The sequence below is a fragment of the Veillonella atypica genome (genome assembly GCF_041431435.1).
GTDB lineage: Bacteria > Bacillota > Negativicutes > Veillonellales > Veillonellaceae > Veillonella > Veillonella atypica.
In genome coordinates, this window is sequence record NZ_JAPVXV010000004.1 from 97,703 (window position 1) to 124,403 (window position 26,701).

At 40.2% G+C, this 26,701-nt stretch carries 21 protein-coding genes and 1 other RNA gene; all 22 read right to left on the reverse strand.

Features of this window, described 5'->3' with window-relative positions; translation table 11 throughout:
• Window positions 1-42: 42 nt before the first annotated feature.
• The 22 genes from recA to O3598_RS06200 all read right to left on the reverse strand — a co-directional run bounded on the left by recA (window position 43) and on the right by O3598_RS06200 (window position 26,651).
• Window positions 43-1,086, reverse strand: a complete 1,044-nt coding sequence (recA, locus tag O3598_RS06095) for a recombinase RecA (RefSeq protein ID WP_005376148.1) — start codon at window positions 1,084-1,086, stop codon at window positions 43-45.
• Window positions 1,086-2,336 carry a competence/damage-inducible protein A gene (locus O3598_RS06100; RefSeq protein ID WP_156718430.1) on the reverse strand — a complete coding sequence of 417 codons (1,251 nt, stop codon included), beginning with the start codon at window positions 2,334-2,336 and terminating at the stop codon, window positions 1,086-1,088. The genes recA and O3598_RS06100 overlap by 1 nt, the downstream gene beginning before the upstream one ends.
• Before the next feature lie 63 nt (window positions 2,337-2,399).
• Window positions 2,400-3,746 (reverse strand): 30S ribosomal protein S12 methylthiotransferase RimO, encoded by a 1,347-nt coding sequence (gene rimO / locus O3598_RS06105; RefSeq protein WP_371452158.1) that lies wholly within the window; start codon window positions 3,744-3,746, stop codon window positions 2,400-2,402.
• A 64-nt stretch (window positions 3,747-3,810) separates the two neighbouring features.
• Window positions 3,811-4,851, reverse strand: coding sequence for an ABC transporter substrate-binding protein (locus O3598_RS06110; protein ID WP_038123109.1), 1,041 nt, complete (start codon window positions 4,849-4,851; stop codon window positions 3,811-3,813).
• On the reverse strand, window positions 4,848-6,776 hold the full coding sequence (locus O3598_RS06115) for a YgiQ family radical SAM protein (protein ID WP_371452160.1): 1,929 nt from the start codon (window positions 6,774-6,776) through the stop codon (window positions 4,848-4,850). Before O3598_RS06115 ends, O3598_RS06110 begins: the two co-directional genes overlap by 4 nt.
• Before the next feature lie 34 nt (window positions 6,777-6,810).
• On the reverse strand, window positions 6,811-7,263 hold the full coding sequence (locus O3598_RS06120; RefSeq protein ID WP_005376169.1) for a helix-turn-helix domain-containing protein: 453 nt from the start codon (window positions 7,261-7,263) through the stop codon (window positions 6,811-6,813).
• Between the two features lie 13 nt (window positions 7,264-7,276).
• Window positions 7,277-9,970 carry an FtsK/SpoIIIE family DNA translocase gene (locus O3598_RS06125; RefSeq protein WP_371452162.1) on the reverse strand — a complete coding sequence of 898 codons (2,694 nt, stop codon included), beginning with the start codon at window positions 9,968-9,970 and terminating at the stop codon, window positions 7,277-7,279.
• 77 nt (window positions 9,971-10,047) lie between these two features.
• Window positions 10,048-11,352, reverse strand: a complete 1,305-nt coding sequence (locus O3598_RS06130; RefSeq protein ID WP_371452164.1) for a replication-associated recombination protein A — start codon at window positions 11,350-11,352, stop codon at window positions 10,048-10,050.
• Between the two features lie 28 nt (window positions 11,353-11,380).
• A non-coding RNA gene (gene ssrS / locus O3598_RS06135) (6S RNA) lies at window positions 11,381-11,553 on the reverse strand.
• Window positions 11,554-11,653: 100 nt separating this feature from the next.
• Window positions 11,654-13,456: an aspartate--tRNA ligase gene (gene aspS, locus O3598_RS06140; protein WP_005380601.1), complete on the reverse strand. Its 1,803-nt coding sequence runs from the start codon at window positions 13,454-13,456 to the stop codon at window positions 11,654-11,656.
• A gap of 7 nt (window positions 13,457-13,463) precedes the next feature.
• Window positions 13,464-14,735 (reverse strand): histidine--tRNA ligase, encoded by a 1,272-nt coding sequence (gene hisS, locus O3598_RS06145; RefSeq protein ID WP_316580699.1) that lies wholly within the window; start codon window positions 14,733-14,735, stop codon window positions 13,464-13,466.
• Window positions 14,735-16,162 (reverse strand): coproporphyrinogen dehydrogenase HemZ, encoded by a 1,428-nt coding sequence (hemZ, locus tag O3598_RS06150; RefSeq protein WP_371452167.1) that lies wholly within the window; start codon window positions 16,160-16,162, stop codon window positions 14,735-14,737. Before hemZ ends, hisS begins: the two co-directional genes overlap by 1 nt.
• Window positions 16,155-16,643: a Fur family transcriptional regulator gene (locus O3598_RS06155; RefSeq protein WP_005380706.1), complete on the reverse strand. Its 489-nt coding sequence runs from the start codon at window positions 16,641-16,643 to the stop codon at window positions 16,155-16,157. The genes hemZ and O3598_RS06155 overlap by 8 nt, the downstream gene beginning before the upstream one ends.
• Window positions 16,644-16,673: 30 nt before the next feature.
• Entirely contained in the window at window positions 16,674-17,309 is a 636-nt protein-coding gene (locus tag O3598_RS06160; RefSeq protein ID WP_371452169.1) for an MBL fold metallo-hydrolase, read from the reverse strand.
• Entirely contained in the window at window positions 17,309-19,549 is a 2,241-nt protein-coding gene (locus O3598_RS06165) for a RelA/SpoT family protein (protein ID WP_016475797.1), read from the reverse strand. Before O3598_RS06165 ends, O3598_RS06160 begins: the two co-directional genes overlap by 1 nt.
• Complete coding sequence (gene recJ, locus O3598_RS06170; protein WP_316065105.1) at window positions 19,546-21,540, reverse strand: single-stranded-DNA-specific exonuclease RecJ; 1,995 nt, start codon at window positions 21,538-21,540, stop codon at window positions 19,546-19,548. Before recJ ends, O3598_RS06165 begins: the two co-directional genes overlap by 4 nt.
• A gap of 277 nt (window positions 21,541-21,817) precedes the next feature.
• Window positions 21,818-23,236, reverse strand: a complete 1,419-nt coding sequence (gene hydG / locus O3598_RS06175; protein ID WP_016475799.1) for a [FeFe] hydrogenase H-cluster radical SAM maturase HydG — start codon at window positions 23,234-23,236, stop codon at window positions 21,818-21,820.
• Between the two features lie 253 nt (window positions 23,237-23,489).
• The gene (rpmA, locus tag O3598_RS06180; RefSeq protein WP_004696430.1) at window positions 23,490-23,774 is read right to left on the reverse strand and encodes a 50S ribosomal protein L27; all 285 of its coding nucleotides are present in this window, start codon (window positions 23,772-23,774) and stop codon (window positions 23,490-23,492) included.
• Between the two features lie 12 nt (window positions 23,775-23,786).
• The gene (locus O3598_RS06185) at window positions 23,787-24,101 is read right to left on the reverse strand and encodes a ribosomal-processing cysteine protease Prp (RefSeq protein ID WP_371441925.1); all 315 of its coding nucleotides are present in this window, start codon (window positions 24,099-24,101) and stop codon (window positions 23,787-23,789) included.
• A gap of 2 nt (window positions 24,102-24,103) precedes the next feature.
• On the reverse strand, window positions 24,104-24,415 hold the full coding sequence (gene rplU, locus O3598_RS06190; RefSeq protein ID WP_005377353.1) for a 50S ribosomal protein L21: 312 nt from the start codon (window positions 24,413-24,415) through the stop codon (window positions 24,104-24,106).
• Window positions 24,416-24,619: 204 nt separating this feature from the next.
• Window positions 24,620-25,195, reverse strand: coding sequence for a manganese efflux pump MntP (locus tag O3598_RS06195; RefSeq protein WP_038148631.1), 576 nt, complete (start codon window positions 25,193-25,195; stop codon window positions 24,620-24,622).
• A gap of 28 nt (window positions 25,196-25,223) precedes the next feature.
• Window positions 25,224-26,651 carry an Rne/Rng family ribonuclease gene (locus O3598_RS06200; RefSeq protein WP_060807907.1) on the reverse strand — a complete coding sequence of 476 codons (1,428 nt, stop codon included), beginning with the start codon at window positions 26,649-26,651 and terminating at the stop codon, window positions 25,224-25,226.
• Window positions 26,652-26,701: the final 50 nt, after the last annotated feature.

Consider the following 26,701-nt stretch of genomic DNA (forward strand, 5'->3'; position numbering starts at 1 on the left):
AAAAAGGGCTACACAGTAGCCCTTTTTTATATGCTATATCGATTAATCTTCTTCTGGTGTAGCATCTTCGCCAACAACATCAAATGTTTCTGGTTCAGCTGCCAATGTATCACGAATGATACGATCGATTTCTTCAGCTACTTGAGGATTGTCGAAGAGGTATTGTTTTGCCGCTTCTTTACCTTGTCCCATCCGTTCCCCATTATAGGAATACCACGCGCCAGATTTTTTGATAATTTCCATATTAGTACCGATATCGATAAGAGTACCTTCTCTGGAAATCCCTTGACCATACATTAAATCAAATTCAGCAGTTTTAAATGGAGGTGCCACCTTGTTCTTAACAACCTTAACCTTTGTACGGGCCCCTACATTTTCATTATTGGCCTTAATCAATTCGCCCTTACGCACATCAAGACGTACAGAAGAATAGAATTTTAAGGCACGACCACCGGTCGTTGTTTCAGGATTACCAAACATTACGCCTACCTTCTCACGCAATTGGTTGATAAAGATAACAACGGTTTTTGTCTTATTAATAGTACCTGTTAATTTACGCAATGCTTTACTCATCAAACGGGCATGGAGACCTACATGAGCATCACCCATTTCCCCTTCAATTTCTGCTTTAGGGACCAATGCAGCAACAGAGTCAACTACAACGATATCTACAGCACCACTACGTACAAGCGCCTCTGTAATTTCTAAGGCTTGTTCACCATTGTCTGGTTGGGAAATTAACAAGTTATTAATATCTACGCCAAGATTACGTGCATAGATTGGGTCCATTGCATGTTCCGCATCAATAAATGCAGCGACGCCACCTTGTTTTTGCGCTTCAGCTACAGCGTGAAGAGCAACAGTTGTTTTACCAGATGATTCTGGGCCATAAATTTCAATGACACGACCACGAGGGAAGCCACCTACACCTACAGCGAGGTCAATGGCAAGAGAACCAGAGGAAATAACCTCAACATTCATACGATCTGCCGCTTCACCTAGGCGCATGATAGCACCTTTACCAAAGTCTTTTTCTATTTGTTTTAATGCGTTATCCAACGCTGCTTGTCTACCATCAACAGCCATTATTTATCCCCTTTTTCTTGAATGTACAAATTCATGTAATATAATGCTAATTCAGCCGCACTTTGGCGGATATCTTCTCGATTTCCAATAAGATTAGCTTTGTGAGCAACGGTTCCATATGGTCCAGTTACGCCAAACCAAACGAGGCCCACTGGTTTATCCGGTGTGCCACCACCAGGGCCTGCTATCCCCGTTGTAGACACCGCATATGTCGTATTACATACGCGTTTTGCACCTTCAGCCATCGCTTTAGCTACTTGTTCGCTCACGGCGCCATATGTATCGAGTAAATCTTGTGGCACACCTAAGACCCGATGTTTTACATCATTGCTATAGGATATAATGCCACCCATATAGTAATCACTACTACCACTTACGTTTGTCAATAGTTTACCAACTAAACCAGATGTACAAGACTCTGCCGTAGCAATGGTCGCAGACGATTCTTTTAACGTATTACCGAGTGTTTCTTCCATAGAAATATCTAACTTACGGCCAATCAAAGAACCTAAACGACGACGAATGATTTCATCCCAAGGATTTAACAATCTATGTGCTTCATCGAGAGATGAAGCCTTTGCAGTAATGCGTAATTCAATGTAGCCTTTTTTTATTAACAAAGCTATAGTTGGATTTGATTGTTGCTTAATCAAATCCATAACGCGTTCTTCTAAATCGATTTCACGAATATCATAAACGCCATAACGATAAGACGTTACAACACCTTGTGAACCAAAACGCTTATGAAGATAAGGCACTACACTTTGTGTAAACATCCCCTTCATTTCACCTGGAGGTCCTGGTAATAGTATATAGGTTACATCGCCATCTACGGTTACTACGCCTGGTGCAACACCGACAGGATTAGCTAAAACACTAGAGCCATCAGGCAACATAGCCTCTCTACGACTCGCATCAGGCATTTCACGACCTACTCGTTTGAAAAACTGTCGCACCTCAGCCATAGCATCATCATTATATACGACACCGCGATTTAAAGACGATGCCAAAACTTGCCGTGTTATATCACCCTGAGTTGGACCCAACCCACCTGTACTAATCACGAGATCAGCACGTTGTGCCGCTTTTTTAAACACTTCAGACATACGGCCTGGATTGTCTCCCACCACAGACTGATACGCTATGGTATAACCTAATTTATTAAGTTCCTGAGCTAACCAAGAGACATTGGTATTCACCGTATCCCCTAACAATAATTCAGAACCTGTAGAAATTAATTCTACAATCATCGTAAATACCTCCCATCACTTCAGATGTGTTAATAGTGGTATTACCTAATACACCAATCAATATTATTCTACGATAGTAGCTACTACATCGTAAGCAAAACCTTGCTCTACTTGTACCTGTACAATATCTCCAGCTTTAACCTTATCGCCACAGTCTTCGATATACATGTTCCCATCTACATCTGGAGCTTGTGATTTCAAACGACCTTTTGCAAGAACAGTATCATTATCGCCTTCTTCTAATTCTTCAATCATGGCATAGTCAATAGTGCCTTCTAAATCGCGGTTATTCTCTTCAGAAATAGCAGCTTGTATAGACATCAATGTATGATAGCGTTCTTCTTTAACCTCTTCTGGTACTTGATCTTCACGAGCCCCTGCAATGGTCCCTTCCTCTTGAGAGTATGTGAAAACACCCATGTTATCAAACTTGATATCCTTCACAAATTCACAAAGTTCTTGGAACTGTTCATCTGTTTCACCAGGGAATCCAACAATAATCGATGTACGCAATGTAACATGAGTTGGTGCATTGCGGATTTTCTTTAATAATCGCTCAATATCCTCACGAGAATCACGACGATTCATTTGTTTAAGAATATCGTTGTTTACATGTTGTAATGGTATATCAACATATTTACAAAGCTTCGGTTCATTGACGATAATATCAAGCAATTCATCACTAAAGAATGTTGGATATAAATAGAGCATGCGAATCCACTCGATTCCCTCAACCTTAGTTAATTCTTTTAACAGCTCTGTAAGTAATGGTTTACCATTATTTAAATCAATGCCGTAGCTAGTCGTATCTTGTGCAATGAGAACGATTTCTTTAACCCCTGACGCAGCTAATCGTTCAACTTCAGCCTTAATAGATTCAATGGAACGACTTCTAAATGCACCACGCACCTTAGGAATGATACAGAATGTACAACCATTGTTACAACCTTCTGCAATTTTTACATACGCACTATAGCGAGGCGTCGTTTGAATGCGAGGCATGCGTTCATCATAGATATTAGTGATATTTTCCATGATGCAGCTACGATTGCCATGCTCAATCGCATCAACAGCTACCATAACTTGATCCCATGCACCAGTACCAATAAGGGCATCAATTTCAGGAATTTCTGTAAACAACTCATCTTGGTATTGTTGACTCAAACAACCTGCTACAATTAAGCCTTTACAACGACCAGTTTCTTTATACTGAGCAGCTTCAAGAATCGTATTGATAGATTCTTCCTTAGCTTTCTCTATAAAGGTACATGTATTTATGATAATTAAGTCAGCCTCATGTAAATTATCGGTAATGATATAACCATCATCCTTTAACAATCCAAGCATAACCTCTGTATCTACTAAATTTTTAGCACAACCTAGGCTAATATATCCCAATGATTTGGTCATTCTAAATCCTTTCTTATTTATAGAATGTAACGATATTGTATACGTATTTTATAGAAATACACTTCTATTGATCTTTTCTAAAACGTACTTGGCTAACCCAGTGATTCAATAAAAGTTCTTTTCCCTCCACTGTATAGCCGCCATTAACAGGCCATAACACTACGGAACGCCCTAGTGCATCTACGGGTTCGGTAACTTCAGGATTGGCGAATATATAGGTAAAATTATTATTCATCATATATTTTGCAGTTTCACTAGATAGTAACCAAGTAATAAACTCTATACTTTCATTTTTATGCTTAGAATCTTTTTGCACCGCTGCACCTGTTATATAAAATGATGTGCCATCACTAGGATAAATCATTTTTACAGGATAAGAATGGCGAATGTACTGTTGTGCATCAGAAAGATTCCCAATGCCAATATCCGATTCACCAAGAGCTGTTAGCCGTACAGGTGTGGAAAGGAACTTAGAATGTTGTATAACATGTGTTTTTAAAGCTAATAAATCTGCAAGAGCATCTGGCTCGCCTTTATATTCCACCAAATTGTACAAAAGATTAGCCGCATTTTGAGATGCTCCGAAATCTGTCATCACCACACGCCAGTTCCCAGGCTTTTGCAAGGTATCCCAAGTCGTAATATGTTGACCTAGTTTATTGTAAAATGACTCATTTTGTACAAAAACGATAGGATCATACCATAAGCCGACCCAGTAACCATTTGAATCCTTTAGGCGATCCAAGACCTCATCTATGCGTTCATTTACAATAGGAGCAAACTTATCTTTACTAGCACCGATGACGAGGTTATCCTCAGATGTAATCACTACATCACCAGATGAATCTGCTAACTTAGAGGAAACCCGTTGTTCCATTTGCTCCTCAGTGAGTGGCATAATATTAACTTTTACGTTTTTATCCTCTAAATATTTATCAGCTAATAGTGTTGTTAAGTTATTAGGTAAGTCAGTGTAAACCGTAATTTCACCGCGTACAGGCGCTTTTGATTTTTCAATTTGTTCCTCTCGATAAAAGTATATGCCATACCCCATCATACCTAAGACAAAAAGCATTAACACAATAAATGCCATCCATCGTTTCATCGCGTAAATCTCCTTTTACGTTCTCCCTTAGTCTTATTGACCTGTGAAGGAGAACCACTTCGAGCATATCGAGATTGACCGCCTCTCGATTGTCCCGTTTTGTTTCGTCCTTGATTTTGCATTTTACCTTGTCCAATTGGTCTAGATGGAATTAAGCACTCAGGTCCAAATCCGATTAAATCACGCCGATTAGCTTCGATAAGGGCCTCTTTTACCAAGTCGTAATTTTCAATGTTTTTATATTGCATCAAGGCTCGTTGCTTAGCCTTGTCCCGACCTTTTTTAGCCACATAAACAGGCTTGCCATCAAGAGGATTAATACCCGTATAATACATACACGTTGAAAGACTGCCCGGTGTAGGAATAAAATCTTGAACTTGTTCAGGATACATATGCTGATCTCGTAAAAATTCAGCTAATTCTATGGCATCCTCTAATGTACATCCTGGGTGAGAACTCATAAAATAAGGAACTAAATATTGTTTTTTCCCTAATTCACGATTTGCCTCTTCAAACCATTTTTTAAAGGTCAGAAATTCTTCTTTTCCAGCCTTGCCCATCATAGTCGTTACACGCTTTGATACATGTTCAGGCGCAACCTTTAGCTGACCACTCACATGATATTGACAAAGTTCCTTTACAAAGGCTTTGTTATTGTCGGCTAAAACATAGTCATAACGTAACCCTGATCTGACGAAGACCTTTTTTACGCCCTTTAACTTTCGTAACTTGCGCAATAATGCAATGTAATCATCGTGATTAGTATTCAAATTTTCACAAGGTTCCGGCGCCGCACAGGTGCGACCTTTACAAGCGCCAAAGACGGCTTGTTTATCGCATGCTAAATGTCTAAAATTGGCCGTTGGACCACCTACATCATGAATATAGCCTTTAAACCCATCCATATTGATCATCAACTTAGCTTCATCAATCAAAGACTGATGGCTGCGATTTTGAATTATACGGCCTTGATGATTGGTAATAGCACAAAATGAGCAACTACCAAAACAACCACGTTGACTAACGAGGCTAAACTGCACCTCGCTTAATGCAGGCACGCCCCCTTTATCATCATACGATGGATGCCATTTACGAGTGTATGGTAAGTCATAAGCCGCATCCATTTGCTCCTGTGTTAATGGTAAGGCCGGTACATTTTGTACAACATAGCGATCTCCATGTTTTTGTACAATAGGTCGTCCATAGAATGGATCTTGTTCATCATATTGAATGCGAAAAGCATCGGCGAAGGCCATTTTATCTGCCTTGATTTCTTCAAAGGAAGGACATTCAACACAATCAATAGATGGTATGTCTTTTGACATATAACAAATACCACGTATACTGGGCAATGATTCTTCGAATCGATTTTGATCTAGTGCTTCGGCTAACTCTATAATCTGTAATTCACCCATGCCATATATAAGTACATCAGCCTTAGAGTCTACAAGAATGGACCGACGCACCGTATCAGACCAATAATCATAATGCCCAAAACGCCGCAATGAAGCCTCGATGCCACCAATGATAAGAGGCACATCTCTAAAGGCTTCTTTCATGCGGTTAGAGTATACCAAGGTCGCTCTATCGGGGCGATGTCCTGCCTCACCTCCCGGTGAGTAATCATCTTCACGACGGATTTTTTTAGCGGCCGTAAACTTATTGAGCATGGAATCCAAGTTGCCTGCAGTAACAAGCGATGCAAGACGAGGCTTCCCTAATTTTTTAAAAGCATTAACATCATTCCAATCAGGTTGAGCAATAATACCAACTCGATAGCCTTTGGATTCTAGATAACGACCAATTACGGCAGGCGCAAAAGATGGATGATCTACATACGCATCGCCACTGATGAGCACGAAATCGAGTTCTGCCCACCCGCGCGCTTCCATATCTGCGCGTTCTGTAACTAAAAATGTATCCATCAATATAACCTTCCTTTAACTGTAACGATGTATCTTAGAATAAAAACAACCATATCAAAAATATCACCATGAATACGGCAATAATAGCAAGCATAATGCGTTCTTGTTCAATGGACCGTTGTCGCTTTTTCTGTCTCGTTTCAAGCGACATACGACGTTTTGCCATCTGATGCTCAACGTACTCACTCTGCACAGAATTAATGGTTTCCTGTTTCTTTTGACGCATAATAGGACGTATTGTAAATGTATCCACTTCACCTACTTGATTTTGATAAACCTTCACTAAGCGATCTCCATCAAGGCCAAGGTAATTTCCATAATTGCGAATAAAACCTTTCGCGTATACACGTCCTGGGATAACTGCATAGTTTCCATCTTCGATGGCTTCTAAATAGGTTGTTTTAATATGAAGTACTTGTTCAATATCTTTAAATGTGAGATTTCTACGTACTCGTTCTCGACGTAATTCTTCACCTAACTCAGCCACAGTATATCCCTTTCTATTCCTCAGAATCAGAGAAGTATCGAGCTTTCACCTGTTCTGGACTCATTAAAATCTCTCGTGCTTTACTACCCATATTAGGACCTACAATTTTAAGATCCTCCATGGTATCTACAAGGCGTGCAGCACGCGTATAACCGATACGGAATCTACGTTGCAACATCGACACGGATGCTTGACCAGATTCCATCACAAGATTAACGGCTCGTTCTAATAACTCATCACGATAAATATCTTGTTCATCATTATCTTGTGCTGCGATTTCCTTTTCTGCCTCAGCCGTTACCGTATCATCATATTCTGGTTCTCGTTGTTGTTTTACAAACTCTACCAAATGTTCCACTTCATCATCTGAGATGAAAGCACCTTGTACACGAATTGGTTTATTAGCACCAATTGGAGAGAACAACATATCACCTTTGCCTAATAGTTTTTCAGCACCCGCCATATCGAGGATTGTACGAGAATCGATTTGGGACCCTACGGCAAAAGAAATACGGCTTGGCACGTTTGCCTTAATAGAGCCGGTAATAACGTTAACAGATGGACGTTGTGTAGCTAATACCATATGAATACCAGCAGCACGTGCCATCTGCGCCAATCGACTAATGGATTCTTCAATATCATCAGGAGCAGTCATCATCAAGTCCGCCAACTCATCGATAATCAATACGATAAGCGGCATTGCCGACTTAGGATGCGCTTCATTATAACTTTTAATATCGCGCTTACCGGATGCAGCAAACGCCTTGTAACGAGCTTCCATTTCTCGAACTGCCCAACGCAATACAGCAGCCGCTTTTTTCATATCCGTTACAACTGGTGCCATCAAATGAGGAATGCCATTATACACAGATAATTCAACCATCTTAGGGTCGATAAGTAATAACTTAACCTCTTCTGGTTTACGGCTAAAGAGAATACTGGAAATCAATGTATTCACACATACAGATTTACCGGAACCTGTTGTACCAGCTACCAATAGATGTGGCATCTTAGCCAAGTCTGTAATCACCGGTTTACCAGCGATATCCTTACCGAGGCCTACAGGAATACCTCCCCTCGCTTCTTTAAAGTCACTGCAATCTAGCACATCGCGCAAGTGAACGGCTTCTGTTTTCGTATTAGGTACCTCAATACCGATAGCAGATTTTCCTGGAATTGGCGCCTCCATACGTATATGTTGAGCCGCTAGATTCAAAGCAATATCATCTGTTAAGTTTACAATTCTACTTACCTTAACACCTTGGGCTGGTTCAATTTCATACCGTGTTACCGTTGGACCTTGCGTAGCATTAACAACCTTGGCAGAAATGCCAAAACTAGATAATACATCTTCTAGGCGCATCGCATTGTATGCAACCTCATCACTATTGTTTTGACCTACCTTCCCTTTCGCCAAAATATCAAGGCTTGGGAAGTGATATGGTTTGTCATAAGTTCTATGAATTTGACCATCTTTTGATACGGCTACCTGAGCTGTATCCTCAGCAGTACTTGCCAAAGACGGTACAGATAATGGCATAGAACTCATGCCTGCGCCAGCACTAACAGAACTAGCAGCGGCACCTGTACCAGGTACGGCACTTGCAATCGCCGCATGATCGGTTTCTAACGGACCAATAGTTGTTGGTTGATAAGAGTATTCTGCTGGGCCTGATTCATCGGTGCTATACGCATCATTCTCAACACTATCATCTGTATCAAATTCTTCAATATCGACATGTTCTTCATCATGATTATGGAGCCATGCAGGCATTGATTTTGGCTCATCATCCATACTATTAGTACGAATTTCACCGTTATCGACAGCATCACCAGATTCTTCAGAGATTTGTACTAATCGTTCTGCCGCTCTATTACGAGCCTCTAACTCGGCTAATTCTTTCCAAGAAGAAGGCGTATGTGTATCGATTGGCTCAACTTCATAATCATCATTAGCAGCTACAACGCCTCTATTTTCAAGAGTCTCTACAGCATTCTGAGCTGCATCGGTGTATCGCGTATCCTTTTCGCGGTCATAAGCCTTGCGCTGTGCTGCTTCTTTACGCTGTTCATTCCAATCTTCAATAACCTCTTTGGCTACTGCTACCTTTTCAACAGCCACTTCTTTTGCCTTATCAAGGCCTTCTTGCGTTTTATCAGCAGCCTTACGCAATCCGTTACCTAAGGATAGGCGCGTAATAAGGAGACCACAACAAAGCATAAGTACGGTGACAACAATAATAGAGCCAACTTCACCGAACATAGTTCGTATAAAGGAAGCCAAGAAACCGCCCACAACACCACCTTGATCTGCAAGCGCTGTAGTCGCCAATTCATCACCCACAGGCACACGACATAATGGAACCATGGTAATAGCTAATAAGTAAAAAACTGTTATGAGAAGGCCACGACGTGTAATAGACATAAATTTACCTTGGTATAACAAACGCCATCCAAGCCATAGTACAGCAATGCACGGAATTATGCCCCCAAAGCCAAATCCATAGCGAAATATTCCCGTCAATATTTCGCCTACAATGCCTAAATCAAAGCCAAAAAAGCCTAGCAATGCCAGTATGGCAACACCTATGACAATAATGCCTTTCACTTCATTACGCAGTGAAAATCCTTCTTTTTTTGATGCCGGTGTAGCTCGTTTTTTGCGAGGCTTCCGCCCTCGTGTAGAAGTTTTTTTCTCTTCTGCCATAATCGTATACAAACCCCTTACTTTTATATAAAAATCTATTTTAAATCATCATTATATTATACCATATATTGACCATTCTATTTATCTTTGCGCCTATCATTCCAATCCTTTAACAGATTATGCTCTACCCCACGATCGACACCCGTATAATACTCAGCATGTATTAAAGGATCCGGTAAATATTGTTGATTAACATATCCATTCGGATAATTATGAGCATATTTATAAGTTAGCCCATGTCCTAGTTTACTAGCTCCACTATAATGGCTATCACGCAAGTGATCCGGCACTTGCCCACAGTCCTTATGACGCACATCTGAAATAGCCGCATCTATACCTAGATATGCAGAATTGCTCTTAGGCGCTAGCGCCACATAGCACGCCGCCTCAGATAAAATGATACGCGCCTCTGGAAATCCCACCATATGCGCGGCCTGTGCTGCTGCATTAGCCAATATTAAGGCTTGTGGATCTGCTAACCCTACATCTTCGGCGGCACAAATGACAATACGACGAGCGATAAAATTAGGATCCTCACCGGCCTCTATCATACGTGCTAAGTAGTGAAGTGTAGCCTGTACATCGGACCCACGCATACTTTTAATAAAGGCTGAAATTGTGTCGTAATGACTATCTCCTTTTTTATCGTATGTATAAATGCGACGGCCTACGACCTTTTCAAGTATTTCTAAAGTGATTGCTTCGCCATCGTGTACCATGGCCGCAGCTTGCTCCAAAATATTGAGTGCCATACGACCATCTCCATTGACGAAGATACCTATATCCTCAAGCAACTCATCCTTTACCTGTAGGTTACGAGCCCCTAAGCCTACTTCGCTATCTGTAAGAGCTCGCTTTAAAATTTGACTAATTGCCTTCGGCGTTAAGGCCTCCAATGTAATAAGTCGTAGCCTCGATAATAATGGGCGATTGACTTCAAAAAATGGATTTTCTGTAGTTGCCCCAATAAGAATAATCGTACCATCTTCAACGCAGGGTAACAGTACGTCTTGTTGACTCTTATTAAAGCGATGTATTTCATCGAGAAATAAAATGGTTCGTTGTTGCAAAGAACGAACGCGTTTCCGCGCATCTTCTATAATATTTCGCAATTCACCGATACCTGCATTTGTCGCATTTAAATTGACAAAATGGCTGTTGCTCATCTTAGCAATGATACCGGCTAATGTCGTTTTACCAGTTCCACAAGGCCCGTAAAACAACATGGATGGTATTGTATCCTTTTCCACCATGGCGCGAAGGAATGTCCCCTTCCCTACCGCCTGTTCTTGACCATACAAATGATCAAGTTCTGTCGGTCTCATTCGCACCGGTAGTGGTTCATATTTATTCGTAGGTAATGCATCAAATAAACTATCCATGCTACCTCCATTCATTCTTTACATGCAAAAAAGCCCCACCATGCCGTAATGTACCGCGTTTTGATCCTGCAAGAGCAGGTGGGTGTCCTCCTCATCCTGCAGTTGTCCCGTGAGGGCGTAACGTTCAGACGAGAGTTCTGGACTCCCGAAGAAAATGTGTTGGCTCAAAACTGCGATATCACACGCACATGGCAGGGATATCTTATACATAAATAGTAGCAGAAAGATTTATCATTTACAAGACTTGACTTTTAAAATTTTAGCAATTCTTGCGGTCCTTTTATAATATGCTTACTTGCGATTATACCAAGGATTGTTCTTCTTCCTCTACATCTGGTTTTATGTGTAATTCTTTTAATTGTTTAGGTTCTACTTCAGATGGCGCTTGGCTCATGATATCAGAAGCGGATTGTGTTTTAGGGAATGCGATAACGTCGCGGATGGATTGGCGTTTAGCCATCAACATAACGAGACGATCAAGACCAAATGCACAACCTGCATGAGGTGGCGCACCGTATTTAAATGCATCAAGCATGAAACCGAATTTAGATTTAGCTTCTTCTTCGGATAAACCAATTGCTTTAAATACTTTTTCTTGTACGTCAGATTGATAAATACGCAAGGAACCGCCACCGATTTCAACGCCGTTCAATACCATATCGTAAGCAATTGCTTTTACGCTACCAGGATCGGATTGTAATTTATCAAGATCTTCGTGGCGAGGCATTGTGAACGGATGATGCATAGCAACATAGCGTTTTTCATCTTCGTTATATTCGAACATAGGGAAATCTGTTACCCATGTGAAAGCCAATTTATCTTCGTCAATCATGTTCATACGACGAGCCATTTCAAGGCGCAATTCACCAAGTGCACGAGCAACAGTTGCTGGTTTATCAGCAATCATCAATACAAGGTCGCCGCCTTTAGCACCCATTTTTTCACCGATATTGCGGATTGTATCTTCGCCTAAGAACTTCATGATTTGAGATTTAATGGAACCGTCTTCATTGAAGCAAGCCCAAGCCAAACCTTTTGCACCGTAGCGATTTACATATGCTACCAAATCATCGAGTTCACGACGAGGAATACCTGCATCACCAGGTACAACGATACCTTTTACGATACCGCCATTGTCGATAACAGAGCGGAATACTTTGAATTCAGTATCTTTTACAAGTTCAGTTACATCTGTGAAAGCCATGTCAAAGCGAAGATCTGGTTTATCAGAACCGTATTTATCCATCGCTTCATCCCATGTAATACGAGGCATAGGCAATGGAATTTCTTTGCCCAATGTCTTTTTGAACACTTCTGCAACCATTTGTTCCAATAGTGCGTAAATATCCTCTTCATCAACGAAACTCATTTCCAAGTCGAGTTGTGTAAATTCTGGTTGACGATCTGCACGCAAATCTTCATCGCGGAAACAACGTACGATTTGGAAATATTTTTCATAGCCTGCTACCATCAAAATTTGTTTGAAAATTTGTGGAGATTGAGGCAATGCATAGAATGTGCCTGCATTCACACGAGAAGGTACTAAATAGTCACGCGCACCTTCTGGTGTGGATTTTGTAAGCATAGGTGTTTCGATTTCAAGGAAATCGCGGCTATCGAAGAAATCGCGCATAGCCTTTGTTACCTTATGACGTAAAATCAAGTTGCGTTGCATTTCTGGACGACGCAAGTCAAGATAACGATATTTCAAGCGGATGTTTTCATCTACATCGATATTATCTTGAATGTAGAATGGAGGTGTTTTCGCAGAATTCAATACGCGAAGTTCTTCACAATACATTTCATAAGCGCCTGTAGGCAAGTTAGGATTGATTGCTTCTTCATCGCGTTTTGTAATTTTACCACGTACACAAAGCACATATTCATTACGAACATCTTCAGCCTTGTGGAAAGATTCCACATTATGATCTGGGGATGCTACAACTTGAACAATACCAGAACGATCTCGCAAGTCCAAGAAGATCAAACCGCCGTGGTCACGACGACGTTCAACCCAACCACATAATACAACCTCTTTACCTACTTCTGCTTCAGAAATAGTGCCACAACCGTGTGTACGGTGTAAGCCTTTCATTGTTTCCATTCTACTGTCATCCTTTCACCAAAGAAGATATACGTTCAGAAACAGATGCTAATGGCACTGTTTCTTGTTCACTTGTTTCCATAAAACGAATGATGGCCTCTTGCTTAGCCAATTCATCATCACCCAATATGATAACATATTTTGCATGAATTTTGTTAGCATATTTTAATTGAGCCTTCATACTTTTACCTTGTCCATCCATTTCCGCAGTGATATATGCGCTACGTAAAGTTTGACAAATCTTGAAAGCTTCTAATTTTGCAGCCTCTCCAAGGGCTACTACAAATACTGCTGGTTCGATTGTCGGTTCAGGCAACAAGTTTTGTTTTTCTAAAGCCAATAACAATCGTTCCATGCCCATTGCAAAACCAATAGCTGGTGTATGAGGACCATCGAGTTCCTCTACCAGGCCATCATAACGACCACCACCAGCAACGGCACTTTGCGCACCTAATGGAGTATATTGAACTTCAAAGGCAGTTTTTGTGTAGTAATCTAGGCCACGAACCAAACGTGGATTTAGATTATATTGAATATTCGCCGCATCAAGTAATGTTTTAAGTTCTTCAAAATGTGTATTACATTCTTCACATAGATGTTCATGAATTTCAGGGGCACCTACGGATAAGGCTTTGCACGTTTCATTTTTACAATCCAATAAACGCAATGGATTTTTGTACAACCGCTCTTGGCAATCTTCACAAAGTTGATCTTTTTTAGGTTCAAAGAATTCAATCAACTTTTGACGATACGTAGGACGACAGTTTGGACAACCTACAGAGTTCACCTCTACATTGAGATCCTTAAGACCAAAATCTTTCAACAACTGTACAATCATACAGATAACTTCGCTATCCACTACAGGAGATGGCGAACCGAGTACTTCTGCACCAAATTGATGGAATTCACGATAGCGACCGGCTTGTGGTTTATCGTGACGGAACATGGAACCCATATAGAACCATTTTGTTAAATTTTCTTTACCATACACCTTATTTTCAAGGTACGCCCGTACGGCAGAAGCCGTATTTTCAGGACGTAATGTATAGCTTTGTTCCTTGTCGTCTCCAGTGGAGAAGGTATACATTTCCTTTGATACTACGTCCGTAGTTTCCCCAATGCCCCGTAAAAATAATTTTGTATCTTCAAAGGCAGGTGTGCGAATTTCACTAAAGCCATAAGCTTTACAAATTTCGCGCATATGCTGTTCTATATAATGCCAATTTACAATTTGTTCTGGCAAGAAATCTTGTGTACCTCTTGGTCTTTTAATAGCCATTACACAACCTCCCAAAATGATTTACATAATGCATGCCGCTTAGCTAATAAAGCCTTTAATGTATCTGTATATACATCTACATCCTTTGGCATGTGTTGCTTTTTCTGTCTAAACGCAGGAGCCTTCATCCATTTAGATGATCCACCTGGTCCCATAGACATAATTGTTTGCCGCTCTTCCATGATTTGAATATTATATTCACACGCTTTACCTGGCAATGTATATCCAATATTTTCAAGTTGCCCTCTCATATATTGTTGACGATATAGATAATACGGCACATAACCTGCCTGCTCTAATCGTTCCTGAGCATACTGTACCATGTGTTTTACTATGGACTCATCAGGTACATCATGTTGCATGTTCAAATCATATAGCGGACTACCACGTTTGATAGCTAACGTATGAATTGTAACATTTTCAGGCAAATTATGACAAATATAATCCATGTTATGCACCATATGTTTTATATTTTGCCCAGGTAGACCTGCTATAAAATCCATATTAACAGCAAAATCTGTATGTTTTTTTACATATTGATACATATCATCGATATCTTGTGCGCTGTGTCCACGCCCGATGCGACGTAATATAGTGTCGTCCATCGTCTGAGGATTAATGCTAATACGATTCACATGACACGCTTGCATAGACTGTATTTTTTCAGTGGTTATAGAATCTGGTCTTCCCGCTTCAACCGTGAATTCACGCCCTTCCGGTATCAATGCAGATAATCCAGTTAGGACTCGATGAAAGTCTTCATTATTCAATATAGTTGGTGTACCGCCACCCATATAGAGCGTATTCGTGTGCAAATTGTAAGTTTCACAAATCTGGCGCACATCATCTATATCCTCTAATAAGGCTACTATGAATTCAGATTGTCGATGATACTCTTGATATAAACCGTATGGAAATGAACAATATACACAACGTGTTTCGCAAAACGGAATACCACAATAGAGACTTATATCCTTATTAGAGTGAGACTCTAAAAAAGGGCGTTGATATTGTCCAATACGGCTAAGAATATCTAATTTTTCCAAAGACACAGAAAACTCGTCCCCAATGTGACGAGTTGCATCCTCTAATGAACCATATTGGTCTATATATTTATGAAGTAATTTAGTAGGACGCACCCCTACCATTGTGCCCCACTCATTATGAGCAGGTAAACCTTGTTCTGTACGTAACAATACAAGTAAGGACTGTCCTATTAAGCGTCGGCCCATAGAAGATACAGGACCTGTCAAAGTATGTTCAACGCCACGAATAGATACGGTCAAGACATACATATCATCACGCTCAACAGCCTGTAGGATTACATCAGCCTTTTCATTGCGCGAAAACAGCCCTGCTGCGCCACAGTTGTGGGCCACTACCGATCCAAGCGGTAGTGGCCCTGTGTAATGATATCCATTAAGCATGATGTGCCATTTTATCGAGCTTTTCAAGTTCTGCTGGCGTCATATGCGCTTGGCAATCACTGCAGTAACCATATACTTTTAATTGATGATCGATGGTACGGAAATTCAATTTCTTTGCAATGATAGATTCCAATGTTTCTAGCATATCATCTTCAAACTCGGAAACCTTACCACATTTTACACAGATCAAATGATGATGGAAATGGGCAAACTCTTCGTCATTTAATTCATAACGATTACGGCCATCACCAAAGTCAAGACGTTTTAACAAATCTAGTTCTGTAAATAAATCCAATGTACGGTAGATAGTAGCAAGTCCGATATCTGGCGCTACTTCTTTTACCAATACATATACATCTTCTGCACTCAAGTGATTTTCTTCAGCATCGATGAAAGCTTGTAAAATCGTTTGACGTTGTGTAGTCAATTTGTATTTTTTGTCTTTAATACGTTCTTTTAATTTTTCCAATGTTGTATTCATAATTACTATCCCCTTTACTAAATAAATTAATTAAGCACCTACAAATGGATTATATTGTTTTTCATAACCAATTTGTGTTTCTGGACCATGTCCAGGATATACCATCGTATTGTCTGGTAATGTATATAACTTTGTTTTAATCGCGTTGATGAGGGCATCATAATCACCTTCTACAAAATCAGTGCGCCCCACAGATTGATTAAATAAAGTATCTCCAACAAATACTAAACCCGGCATATAGTAGCATACACCACCAGGTGTGTGACCTGGTGTTTCGTATACTGTCAAATCAATATCACCACATGTGATGTGATCACCTTCATGAACCTCTACAATGCGCCCTTTTACGGTAATCGGTGTAGGATTGCTATAATTGCTTAGATTCAATTCCGGATCACTTAAGTATTTCACATCATTATGATGTATATAAATAGGCACATCGTAAGCATCTACAATGCCTTGTACGCCACCGATGTGATCCCCATGACCATGAGTTAAGAGAACTGCTTTCGGCTTTAAATTATATTTTTTTAAAGCATCGAGTACCTCTGTCGTAGCAGGATCGATAATGAACGCTTTCCCCTGTTCCTTATCGCCTATCACATAACAATTGGTTCCAAGCGGTCCTAACGGCATACGCATGAGAACTAAATTTGATGTATCCATTATGCACCACCTTTACTACGTTGTACCGTGTAAACTTCACGGATACGACGCAATTTAGTCATAACAAAATCAAGTTGCGATATATCTCGAATTTCAACAACGATGTTGATCATTACATTTTTCGTATTTTCAAGGACTTTGGCATTCATATTGGTAATGGTAATTTTCAATTCTGAAAGCACCGCCATTACCTCCATGAGGATTCCTGATCTATCATAGGCTTGAATATCGATGCCGACATGGAAGGATTCACTCGATGCTTCATCCCACGAAACTTCAATCATACGCTCTAGATCTTCCGGTGTATGACCAAGGCTTGTACAATCAGAGCGATGTACGGAAACACCACGACCTCTTGTAATATAACCGATAATATCGTCGCCTGGTACAGGATTACAACATTTAGCCATACGAACCATAACACCAGGTTCGCCTTTTACGAGAACACCAGTGCCATTCTTAGCCTTTTTGGCCCCTTGTACCTTTAACTTTTCAATGATTTGTTCCGTTGTTTTACGAGCATCTTCATGCTCTTTAGATTTTTTGTATAGTTCAACTAATCGCAATAGAACGGTACTTACCGGTATCCCACCATAGCCACAAGCGGCATATAGTTCATTTTCAGTATTGGACTTCAACTGTTTTACAACTTGTTGAATGCGATTGTCACTACAAAGCTCTTTCCAACTATAATTGAGGCGTTTTGCTTCGCGCTCAAGTGCTTCAAGACCCTTTTCAATATTTTCTTCTTTATTTTCTCGTTTGAACCAATTACGGATTTTGTTCTTACTTTCAGAGGAGCCTACAATATTGAGCCAATCAAGGCTTGGTTTACCAGTTTTAGAGGTAATGATATCGACGATATCCCCATTTTGCAAGGTGTAATCCAGAGGCACAATTTTACCATTAACCTTTGCCCCTACACAACGATGGCCTACATCGGTATGAACGCGATAAGCAAAGTCGAGTGGTACAGAACCGATAGGCAACTTAACCACATCACCCTTAGGTGTAAATACAAATACCTCACCAGAGAATACGTCTAATTTCAAAGCATTAACAAGTTCCTTAGGATTAGACGTATCTTGCCATTCTAACACTTGACGAAGCCATGCAACCTTTTGGTCAAATTCTTTATCAGCGCCCTTATTACCTTCTTTATAACGCCAGTGAGCGGCGACACCATATTCGGAAACACGATGCATTTCCCATGTACGAATTTGGATTTCTACAGGTTGCCCCATCGTACCGATAACCGTAGTATGCAAGGATTGATACATATTGGATTTCGGCATAGAAATATAATCTTTAAACCGATAAGGCAACGGTTTCCAAATGCTATGAGCAATACCTAGAACGGCATAGCAATCCGGTACAGTATCAACGATAACGCGTACAGCCAATAAATCATAAATTTGAGACAAGTCGCGATTATCCTTTTTCATCTTTTTATAGATACTATAAAAATGCTTTGGTCGTCCCTTAATATCCGCTTTGATACCGGCCTCACCAAGAGCCTTCGTCAATTGTTCCATCGTATCGTTAACGATATCTTCACGGGCTTGACGCTTTTGTTTCATTTGATCAACGAGATCATAGTATTTATCTGGTTCTAGGTACCGGAAGGATAAATCCTCTAGTTCCCATTTTACGTTGAAAATACCAAGGCGATGAGCTAAAGGAGCAAAAATTTCCAACGTTTCCTTAGCAATGCGTTTTTGTTTATCGCTACGCATATGTTTTAAGGTACGCATATTATGCAACCTGTCACCCAGTTTGATAACGACAACGCGCACGTCTTTCGCCATGGCTAAAATCATCTTGCGATAATTTTCCATTTGGCGATCTTCTTTAGTTTCATATTGGAACTGATTTAATTTTGTTACCCCATCAACGAGGAATGCAACTTCAGCGCCAAATAATTTTTCAATATCTTCCTTTGTATACTCCGTATCCTCAACGACATCGTGGAGCAAGGCTGCAATCAATGTAATATGATCGATTTGCAAATGCGCCAAAATCTCTGCCACTGCAAGAGGATGCATGATATACGGTTCACCAGAGGCTCTAAATTGACCTTCATGGGCTTTATCTGCAAGGGTGAAAGCCTTCATGATTTGGTCGCATTCATCATCTCCTAGATACGAATGCACATAATCCATAAACTCTTTTAAGGCCTCTTCTTTATTAAAGCCTTTTTGTTCAACTAAGGCTTTGCCTTCTTCATTTATGGTCATCATTGTATCACCTCCTGCTGACTATATGTAATAAACGTAACGGATGTTGTCAAATCAAGCTTACCGTTGATGACATTCCAACGGATCATCGCTTGTCCATTATCGTTCGTTTCTTCGCTAATAATACCTAATTCTTTGAACACATCAAGGGCCATCAATGCAGATGAACCATTTTGATTGGTGGGTTTACGCCGCAAAATTTCTTGTTCCACATAGTATAAAGAATTAGCGCCGCCTTTTAATGCGAGGCGTACAATTGTATATATTTCACGTAAACCTTCAGCACTTAATTGAATAGGTTCTTCTATGATAGGCTCTATATCTTGAATCATGAGTTGTGGAGATACAAAACCTTGCCATTCATTTTTTTGAAGTGTAAAGGCAACTTTCACATTCATGCCTTGAAAAATATGTCTAAACAAATCAGGGCGATTCCAAGCGATAGCATCAACGCTACCATTGGCGGTGGCTAAAATCACCTTACAGTGATTTTTAAGTTGCCCCATCAACATAATGTCCTGCACCTTAGCATCCATAACGCCAAATATAGGTGTGCTATTCCCCATTCCATATGGTTCTAAGGCTGACACACGATCTACGATATCTACATCAATATCATCAACAGGCAATGTGGCATCAATGGATACAACGGGAATATACTCATCAGGAGAAACTTGAACCTTACAATATTCTGTTAAACGATGACGCAATTCATCAATACGGCTAGCATCTATACTAAATCCAGCCGCTGCGGCATGGCCGCCAAATTGAATCAATATATCTTCACAGGATTTTAATGCATTATAAATATTAAAACCTTCAATGCTACGACAAGAGCCTTTACCTACGCCATTATCAATGCTGATAACAAGTGTAGGCTTGTAAAACTCTTCTACCAATCGCGATGCGACGATACCGATAACACCGGGATGCCAATTTTCTCCAGCTACTACTGTTACATAATCTGCTAGATGACCTTGAGCAGCCACATTAGCACGGGCCTCTTCGTGAATAGAGCGTTCTATTTCTTGACGTTCCATATTCGTTTCTTGTAATTCTTGAGCAATGGTCTCTGCCAAATCTACATCGTCCGTAACAAGTAGCTCAACGGCACGCGTTGCATGAGTAACACGACCTGCCGCATTTAGGCGCGGTGCTAAGGTAAATCCAATATGTCCTGCGGTGATCGTTTTATCATGTAAGCCGGCCACATCGATAAGTTTATCGATGCCTAAATTAGGCAACTCGTTCATCTTCTTAAGTCCAGCCTGAACGATGATGCGGTTTTCTCCAACCAACGGAACGACGTCAGCAACGGTTCCAAGTGCAACGATATCTAAATCATCAAGATACCACTCTCCGCATTGACGCAACCAGAGCGCTTGGCATAATTTGAACGCAACGCCTACACCGGATAAGTTTTTATCCGTGTACGGACAATCTGGTTGTTTATGATTAATAACGGCACGGGCAGGAGGAATTTGAGGTGGCGCCGTATGATGGTCTGTAATAATGATATCGATGCGATCACAAACGGCCTCGACAATATCATAAGAGCTAATACCACAGTCCACGGTTATCACCAAAGATGCACCATCAGAGATAATATGCTCTAAAGCCTCTAAATTTAATCCATATCCCTCGCTTTGCCGTTCCGGTATGTAATAACTTACACGAGCCCCCATTTTCACCAAAAAGCGATATAACAGCGATGTAGCCGTAATACCATCCACATCATAATCTCCATAGACGACTATAGATTTTTTTGCTTCTATGGTTTCTAAGATGAGCGCAACCGCGGTTTCCATATCCTTTAAGGTAAAGGGATCAAGCAAATCTTTAAGTGTACCTTCTAAGAAGCGATGGCCTTCATCGCTATCTATATTCCGATTCACCATCAATCTTGCTACAATCGGATTTACACCGAGTTCACGGATCAATGTATTTTCTTTTTCTGTATCCCTTGGCATAATATGCCAACGTTTCTTCTTCATAATCCAAACCTCGGTGACATGTATATAAAATAATGTTGATGAATAATGTAATAATTCATAATCAATATTAACATTGATTATAAATCTATTATCATTATCATTTTCTTTCATTATACAACAAACGTCCTTATAAATAAAGGGTTTTATCATTATTTTCCATATATAATTTACTTGTTTTTCTCAACAAAACAGCACTGCTTATTATCATTCTCATAATAAGCAGTGCTTGTTCATATAGTTATATACTATTTTTTACACATGAAATATTAGCAAAAAACTAGAAACGGAAATCTCGTTTTCCATCTTCCATTTGAGCAATGTAAGCCTTTGCCTTATCTTTTACCAAATCATTCTTGATATTTTCCAATTGGTCTTCAATAACCTTGGCACCATGTTTTTTCGTCTTTTCATCGCCGTAATCCATGATGTATTCATTCAACGTCATTAATGCATTAGGTTGGCAACAGTTATGGATTTGGCCGGATTTAGCAAGCGCCATAAAGCGGTCGCCAGTACGTCCTGCACGATAACAAGCGGTACAGAAACTTGGTACATAACCAAGGCCCAAGAGCCAATCTACAATTTCATCCAATGTGCGCGTATCGCTGCGGTCGAATTGTGCGGAGTTATCTTCTGGTTTTTCCTCTTCTTTATAGCCGCCTACACTAGTGCGAGAGCCACCGCTGATTTGGGAAATGCCTAATGCCAAACCACGTTCACGCATAGATTGGCTTTCACGAGTGGACATAATCATACCAGTATACGGTGTAGATACACGAATAAGAGCCACGATTTTTTCAAAGATATCATCCGGTACAGCATTGCTGAAATCATCTACATCGATGTCATCAGCAGGGCAAATACGAGGTACAGAAATCGTATGAGGGCCTACACCATGAACAGCTTCTAAATGCTCGGCGTGCATCAAAAGGCCTACAAAATCATATTTGTAATGTTCTAGACCATACAATACGCCAATACCTACATCATCGATGCCACCTTCCATAGCGCGGTCCATCGCTTCTGTATGGTACGCATAATCACTCTTAGGTCCTGTTGGATGCAAAGCTTCATAATTTTCCTTATTATATGTTTCTTGGAATAATGTATAGGTACCAATGCCAACATCATGCAATTTTTTATAATCTTCAACGGAACATGCAGCGATATTTACATTAACGCGACGAATTTCACCATTTTTATTTTTAATACTGTAAATCGTCTTGATAGATTCCAAAATATAATCAAGAGGATTATTAAGAGGATCTTCGCCAGATTCGATAACAATGCGCTTATGCCCCATCGCTTCTAGAGCGATAACCTCCTCTTTAATTTGTTCTTGAGTCAATTTTTTTCGTTTAATATCGCGGTTCTTAGAGTGATATGGGCAATATACACAGCCATTGATACAATAATTAGATAAATATAGCGGCGCAAACAATACAATGCGGTCACCATAAATAGCTTTTTTAATTTCTTTAGCTAGTGCAAAGAGCTTTTCTTTGTATTCAGGCAACGGACATTCTAAGAGAACTGCCGCTTCTCTATGATTTAGCCCCTTAAACGTAGCCGCCTTAGCTAAAATTTGGTCTAATAATTCGCGATTTTCTTTATTTTCCTCTGCATAGGCAAGAGTATCAAGGATTTCTTGATGAGAAATAAATTCCTCCGCCTTAGGAGATTTTACATCATACATAGTACTTACCTCAAATCTTTCCAGTGGACATGCCACTCTAGTTAGGTCTGTGAAAGTATATCATTACTATTTTAGTAATCTTTCACCGATACTGTACTAAGTATACCACTATTCCTACTAAAAAGCATTGGAATTTACTATAACAAATAATCATTTTCCCAATGCACTGTATACGATAAACCATAATCCACCTAAACAATAATACAAAAAATCCCTAGTGGAAAACCACTAGGGATTCATAGTCTTTGTAAAATTAAGCTTCTACAGGGTATACGCTAACTTTACGGTTATAACGACCAGCACGTTCAAATGCTACTTTACCAGGCACAAGTGCGAATAAAGTGTCATCTTTACCGATACCTACGTTAGTACCAGGGTGGAAGTGAGTACCACGTTGACGAACGATGATGTTACCGCTCTTTACGATGGAACCATCATGGCATTTAACACCAAGACGTTTAGATTCACTATCACGACCATTACGAGTACTGGACACACCTTTTTTATGTGCGAACAATTGCAAATCAAAAGTAAACATGAAGTTCACCTCCTATATTTCGTGTATTTGGACAAACTTTGGATACTGTTTACTAATTTCTTCTAGTCCGAGAAGCATAGTATTTAATATATCCTGACCACTCCGGGTTATTTCACCAGAGAGGACCATATCACATTGGCCTTCGCTATTAGAAAACTCACCTTTTTGCTTAGCAATTTTGGTAAGCCCTAACATAGCTGTAGCAGACAATACAGATACTGCTGCACACACTATATCATAGCCATGTTCATCATATCCTGCATGACCGGACATATGACAACCAATAACTTGGTTATCCTTGTTCCGCTGGATTCCAATGGAAACCATAATTAAGCTTGGATAGATTCAATACGAACTTTTGTGAACGGTTGACGATGGCCTTGACGACGACGGTAGTTGGATTTAGCTTTGTATTTGAATACTAAAACTTTTTTACCTTTACCATGTTCAAGAACTGTACCTGTAACTTTTGCACCGTTTACAAGAGGAGCGCCAACTTTAACGTCGCCGTCATTCACTACAGTCAAAACTTCTTCGAATGTTACGGAATCGTTAGCAGCTGCTTCCAATTTTTCGATAGTAATTACATCGCCTTCAGCAACGCGATATTGTTTACCACCAGTTTTAATAATTGCGTACATGAGAACACCTCCTTGTTATCGAACTCGCTGAATTCGGTATCCCGACCCGAACATCGGTCGGGCGTTTAAACCTGCTTCACGCGGATTGCAAAGTTCAGTAAACCGAACTAATACTGATATAGTATATCGTATTTACACATCTATGTCAAATACAAACCCTCTTATATACGCCCAATTTCTGACACTTTCATATATATACAACGTTTAAAATTCTCCGATAATACCAAGGTGTTGCAAGAGTATCTTAGTACCGATAAGAATTAGGACGCCTCCACCGAGTATGTCTGCATATTTTCCTACGAATTGGCCCATGAATTTACCTAAATATACACCAATCAAAGATATACCAAAGGTAATAACACCAATCATGGTCGATGCCTCCCATACATTGATTGGTAAAAAGGCAAAGGTTAAACCTACAGCCATCGCATCAAGGCTCGTTGCCACAGAGAGCATAATCATTTCCCAAGCGCCTAAGAATTGCTTATCATCATCTTCATCATCGTCATCACTAAGACCTTCTCGAATCATAGCAATCCCAAGATATCCTAAAAGGCCAAAGATAATCCAATGATCCCATTCAGAGATAACATCGATAAACTGACGACCAATAAGCCATCCTATAACGGGCATAAGGAACTGAAATAGTCCGAATAAAAAGGCTAAGGTCACTTTTCGACCATTTTCACCTACTGGCATAGTCAAACCCTTGCCAATAGAAACGCCAAAGGCATCCATGGCTAGACCAATACTAATTAAAATGATTTCAAAAACAGACACGATACTCACCTATCAACATACGACTTACTTATTCTGCTACAGCCATCAAAGAATACCCTTCCCGGCTAATTTGTGGATTCACTACGATTGAAATACTCCGACCAATAGAAGCACCTAAATCATCGAGTACAGATTTGGTTAGATATTGTGCCACCTCTGGGTGGACCTCAATTTCTAAATTAGATTTAATGCGACCAGATTTAAATAGTTCCCGAATCCGACGTACAATCTGCATATATACAGTTCGACCAGACAACATATATCCGGTACCGCCACATTGTGGACATGTATCAAACATCAAGGTTTGTAACCCTTGGCGTGCACGCTTTCGCGTCATCTCCACTAAACCGAGCGAACTAATACCACAGACAACGGTTTTCATCTTATCTAGTTTAGCCTGAGCACTCAATAATTTTAATAACTCTTGTTGATGCTCTTTATCCTTCATATCAATAAAATCGACGACGATAATACCACCGATATCGCGCAAGCGCAATTGTCGACAGATTTCTTTGGCCGCCTCTTTATTAACTGTGAAAGCTAAGTCTTCTAGCTTATTCGATTTTCCGGTATAGTGAGCCGAGTTTACATCAAATACGGTAAGGGCCTCCGTATGATCAATGCGAATAGATCCACCAGAAGGAAGATTAATATCGCGGGAGATAAGATCTTCTAATTGAGGTTCAATGTGGTTCGCTTTAAAGATAGGAGTACTATCTCGGTGGCGTGTTACTTTGATTTGTTGAGAGGTAGGTCCGTGTCCTAAAAGATCCAACAGTCGAGATTCGCCCATATCAGAATCGACGATAATTTCCTCTACATTGCGATGCGCGTAATCTCGCACGAGGCGAAACCAAAAGTCCGCATCACTGTAAAGATCTGTACCACTTTTGGCAACCTTAAATCGCTTTAATACATGTTGCCATGTGCGCCATAAGTAGTCCATATCACGAGCGATTTCATCGGCACTGGCCTTAGCTGCAGCCGTACGGATAATGAATCCACAACCTTCTTTTACATAAGGCGCTGCCAACTCTTGTAATTGAGCACGAATAGATTCATCGGTAATCTTTTTTGAAATATGCATGCCTTCAGAATAGGGCAATAGCACCATAAATCGTCCCGCTAAACTTACATCTGCTGTAACGCGTGCCCCCTTGCCAAGCATTTCTTCTTTCACCACTTGAACGAGAATTTGTTGCCCCACAGATAGGCGTGGCAATATTTTCTGTTCCTTACCTTGTTGAAGGTTCAAGTAAGCATTTTGAGAGCCTCCAATATCAACGAAAGCAGCTTGCATTCCATTCAAAACATTTTTAACAGTACCCTTGTACATATGATTCGCCATGTGAGACTCATCAGTGCGTTCCAAAACAAAATCTATAAGCTGTTCCTTTTCATCGATGACAGCCATGCGAATTTCCTCGCGCATAACATTGACCAAAATTTTATGCATCCTATCCCTCCCTTCTGTTCAGTTTAACTGTAGTATATGCCAAATCAAAA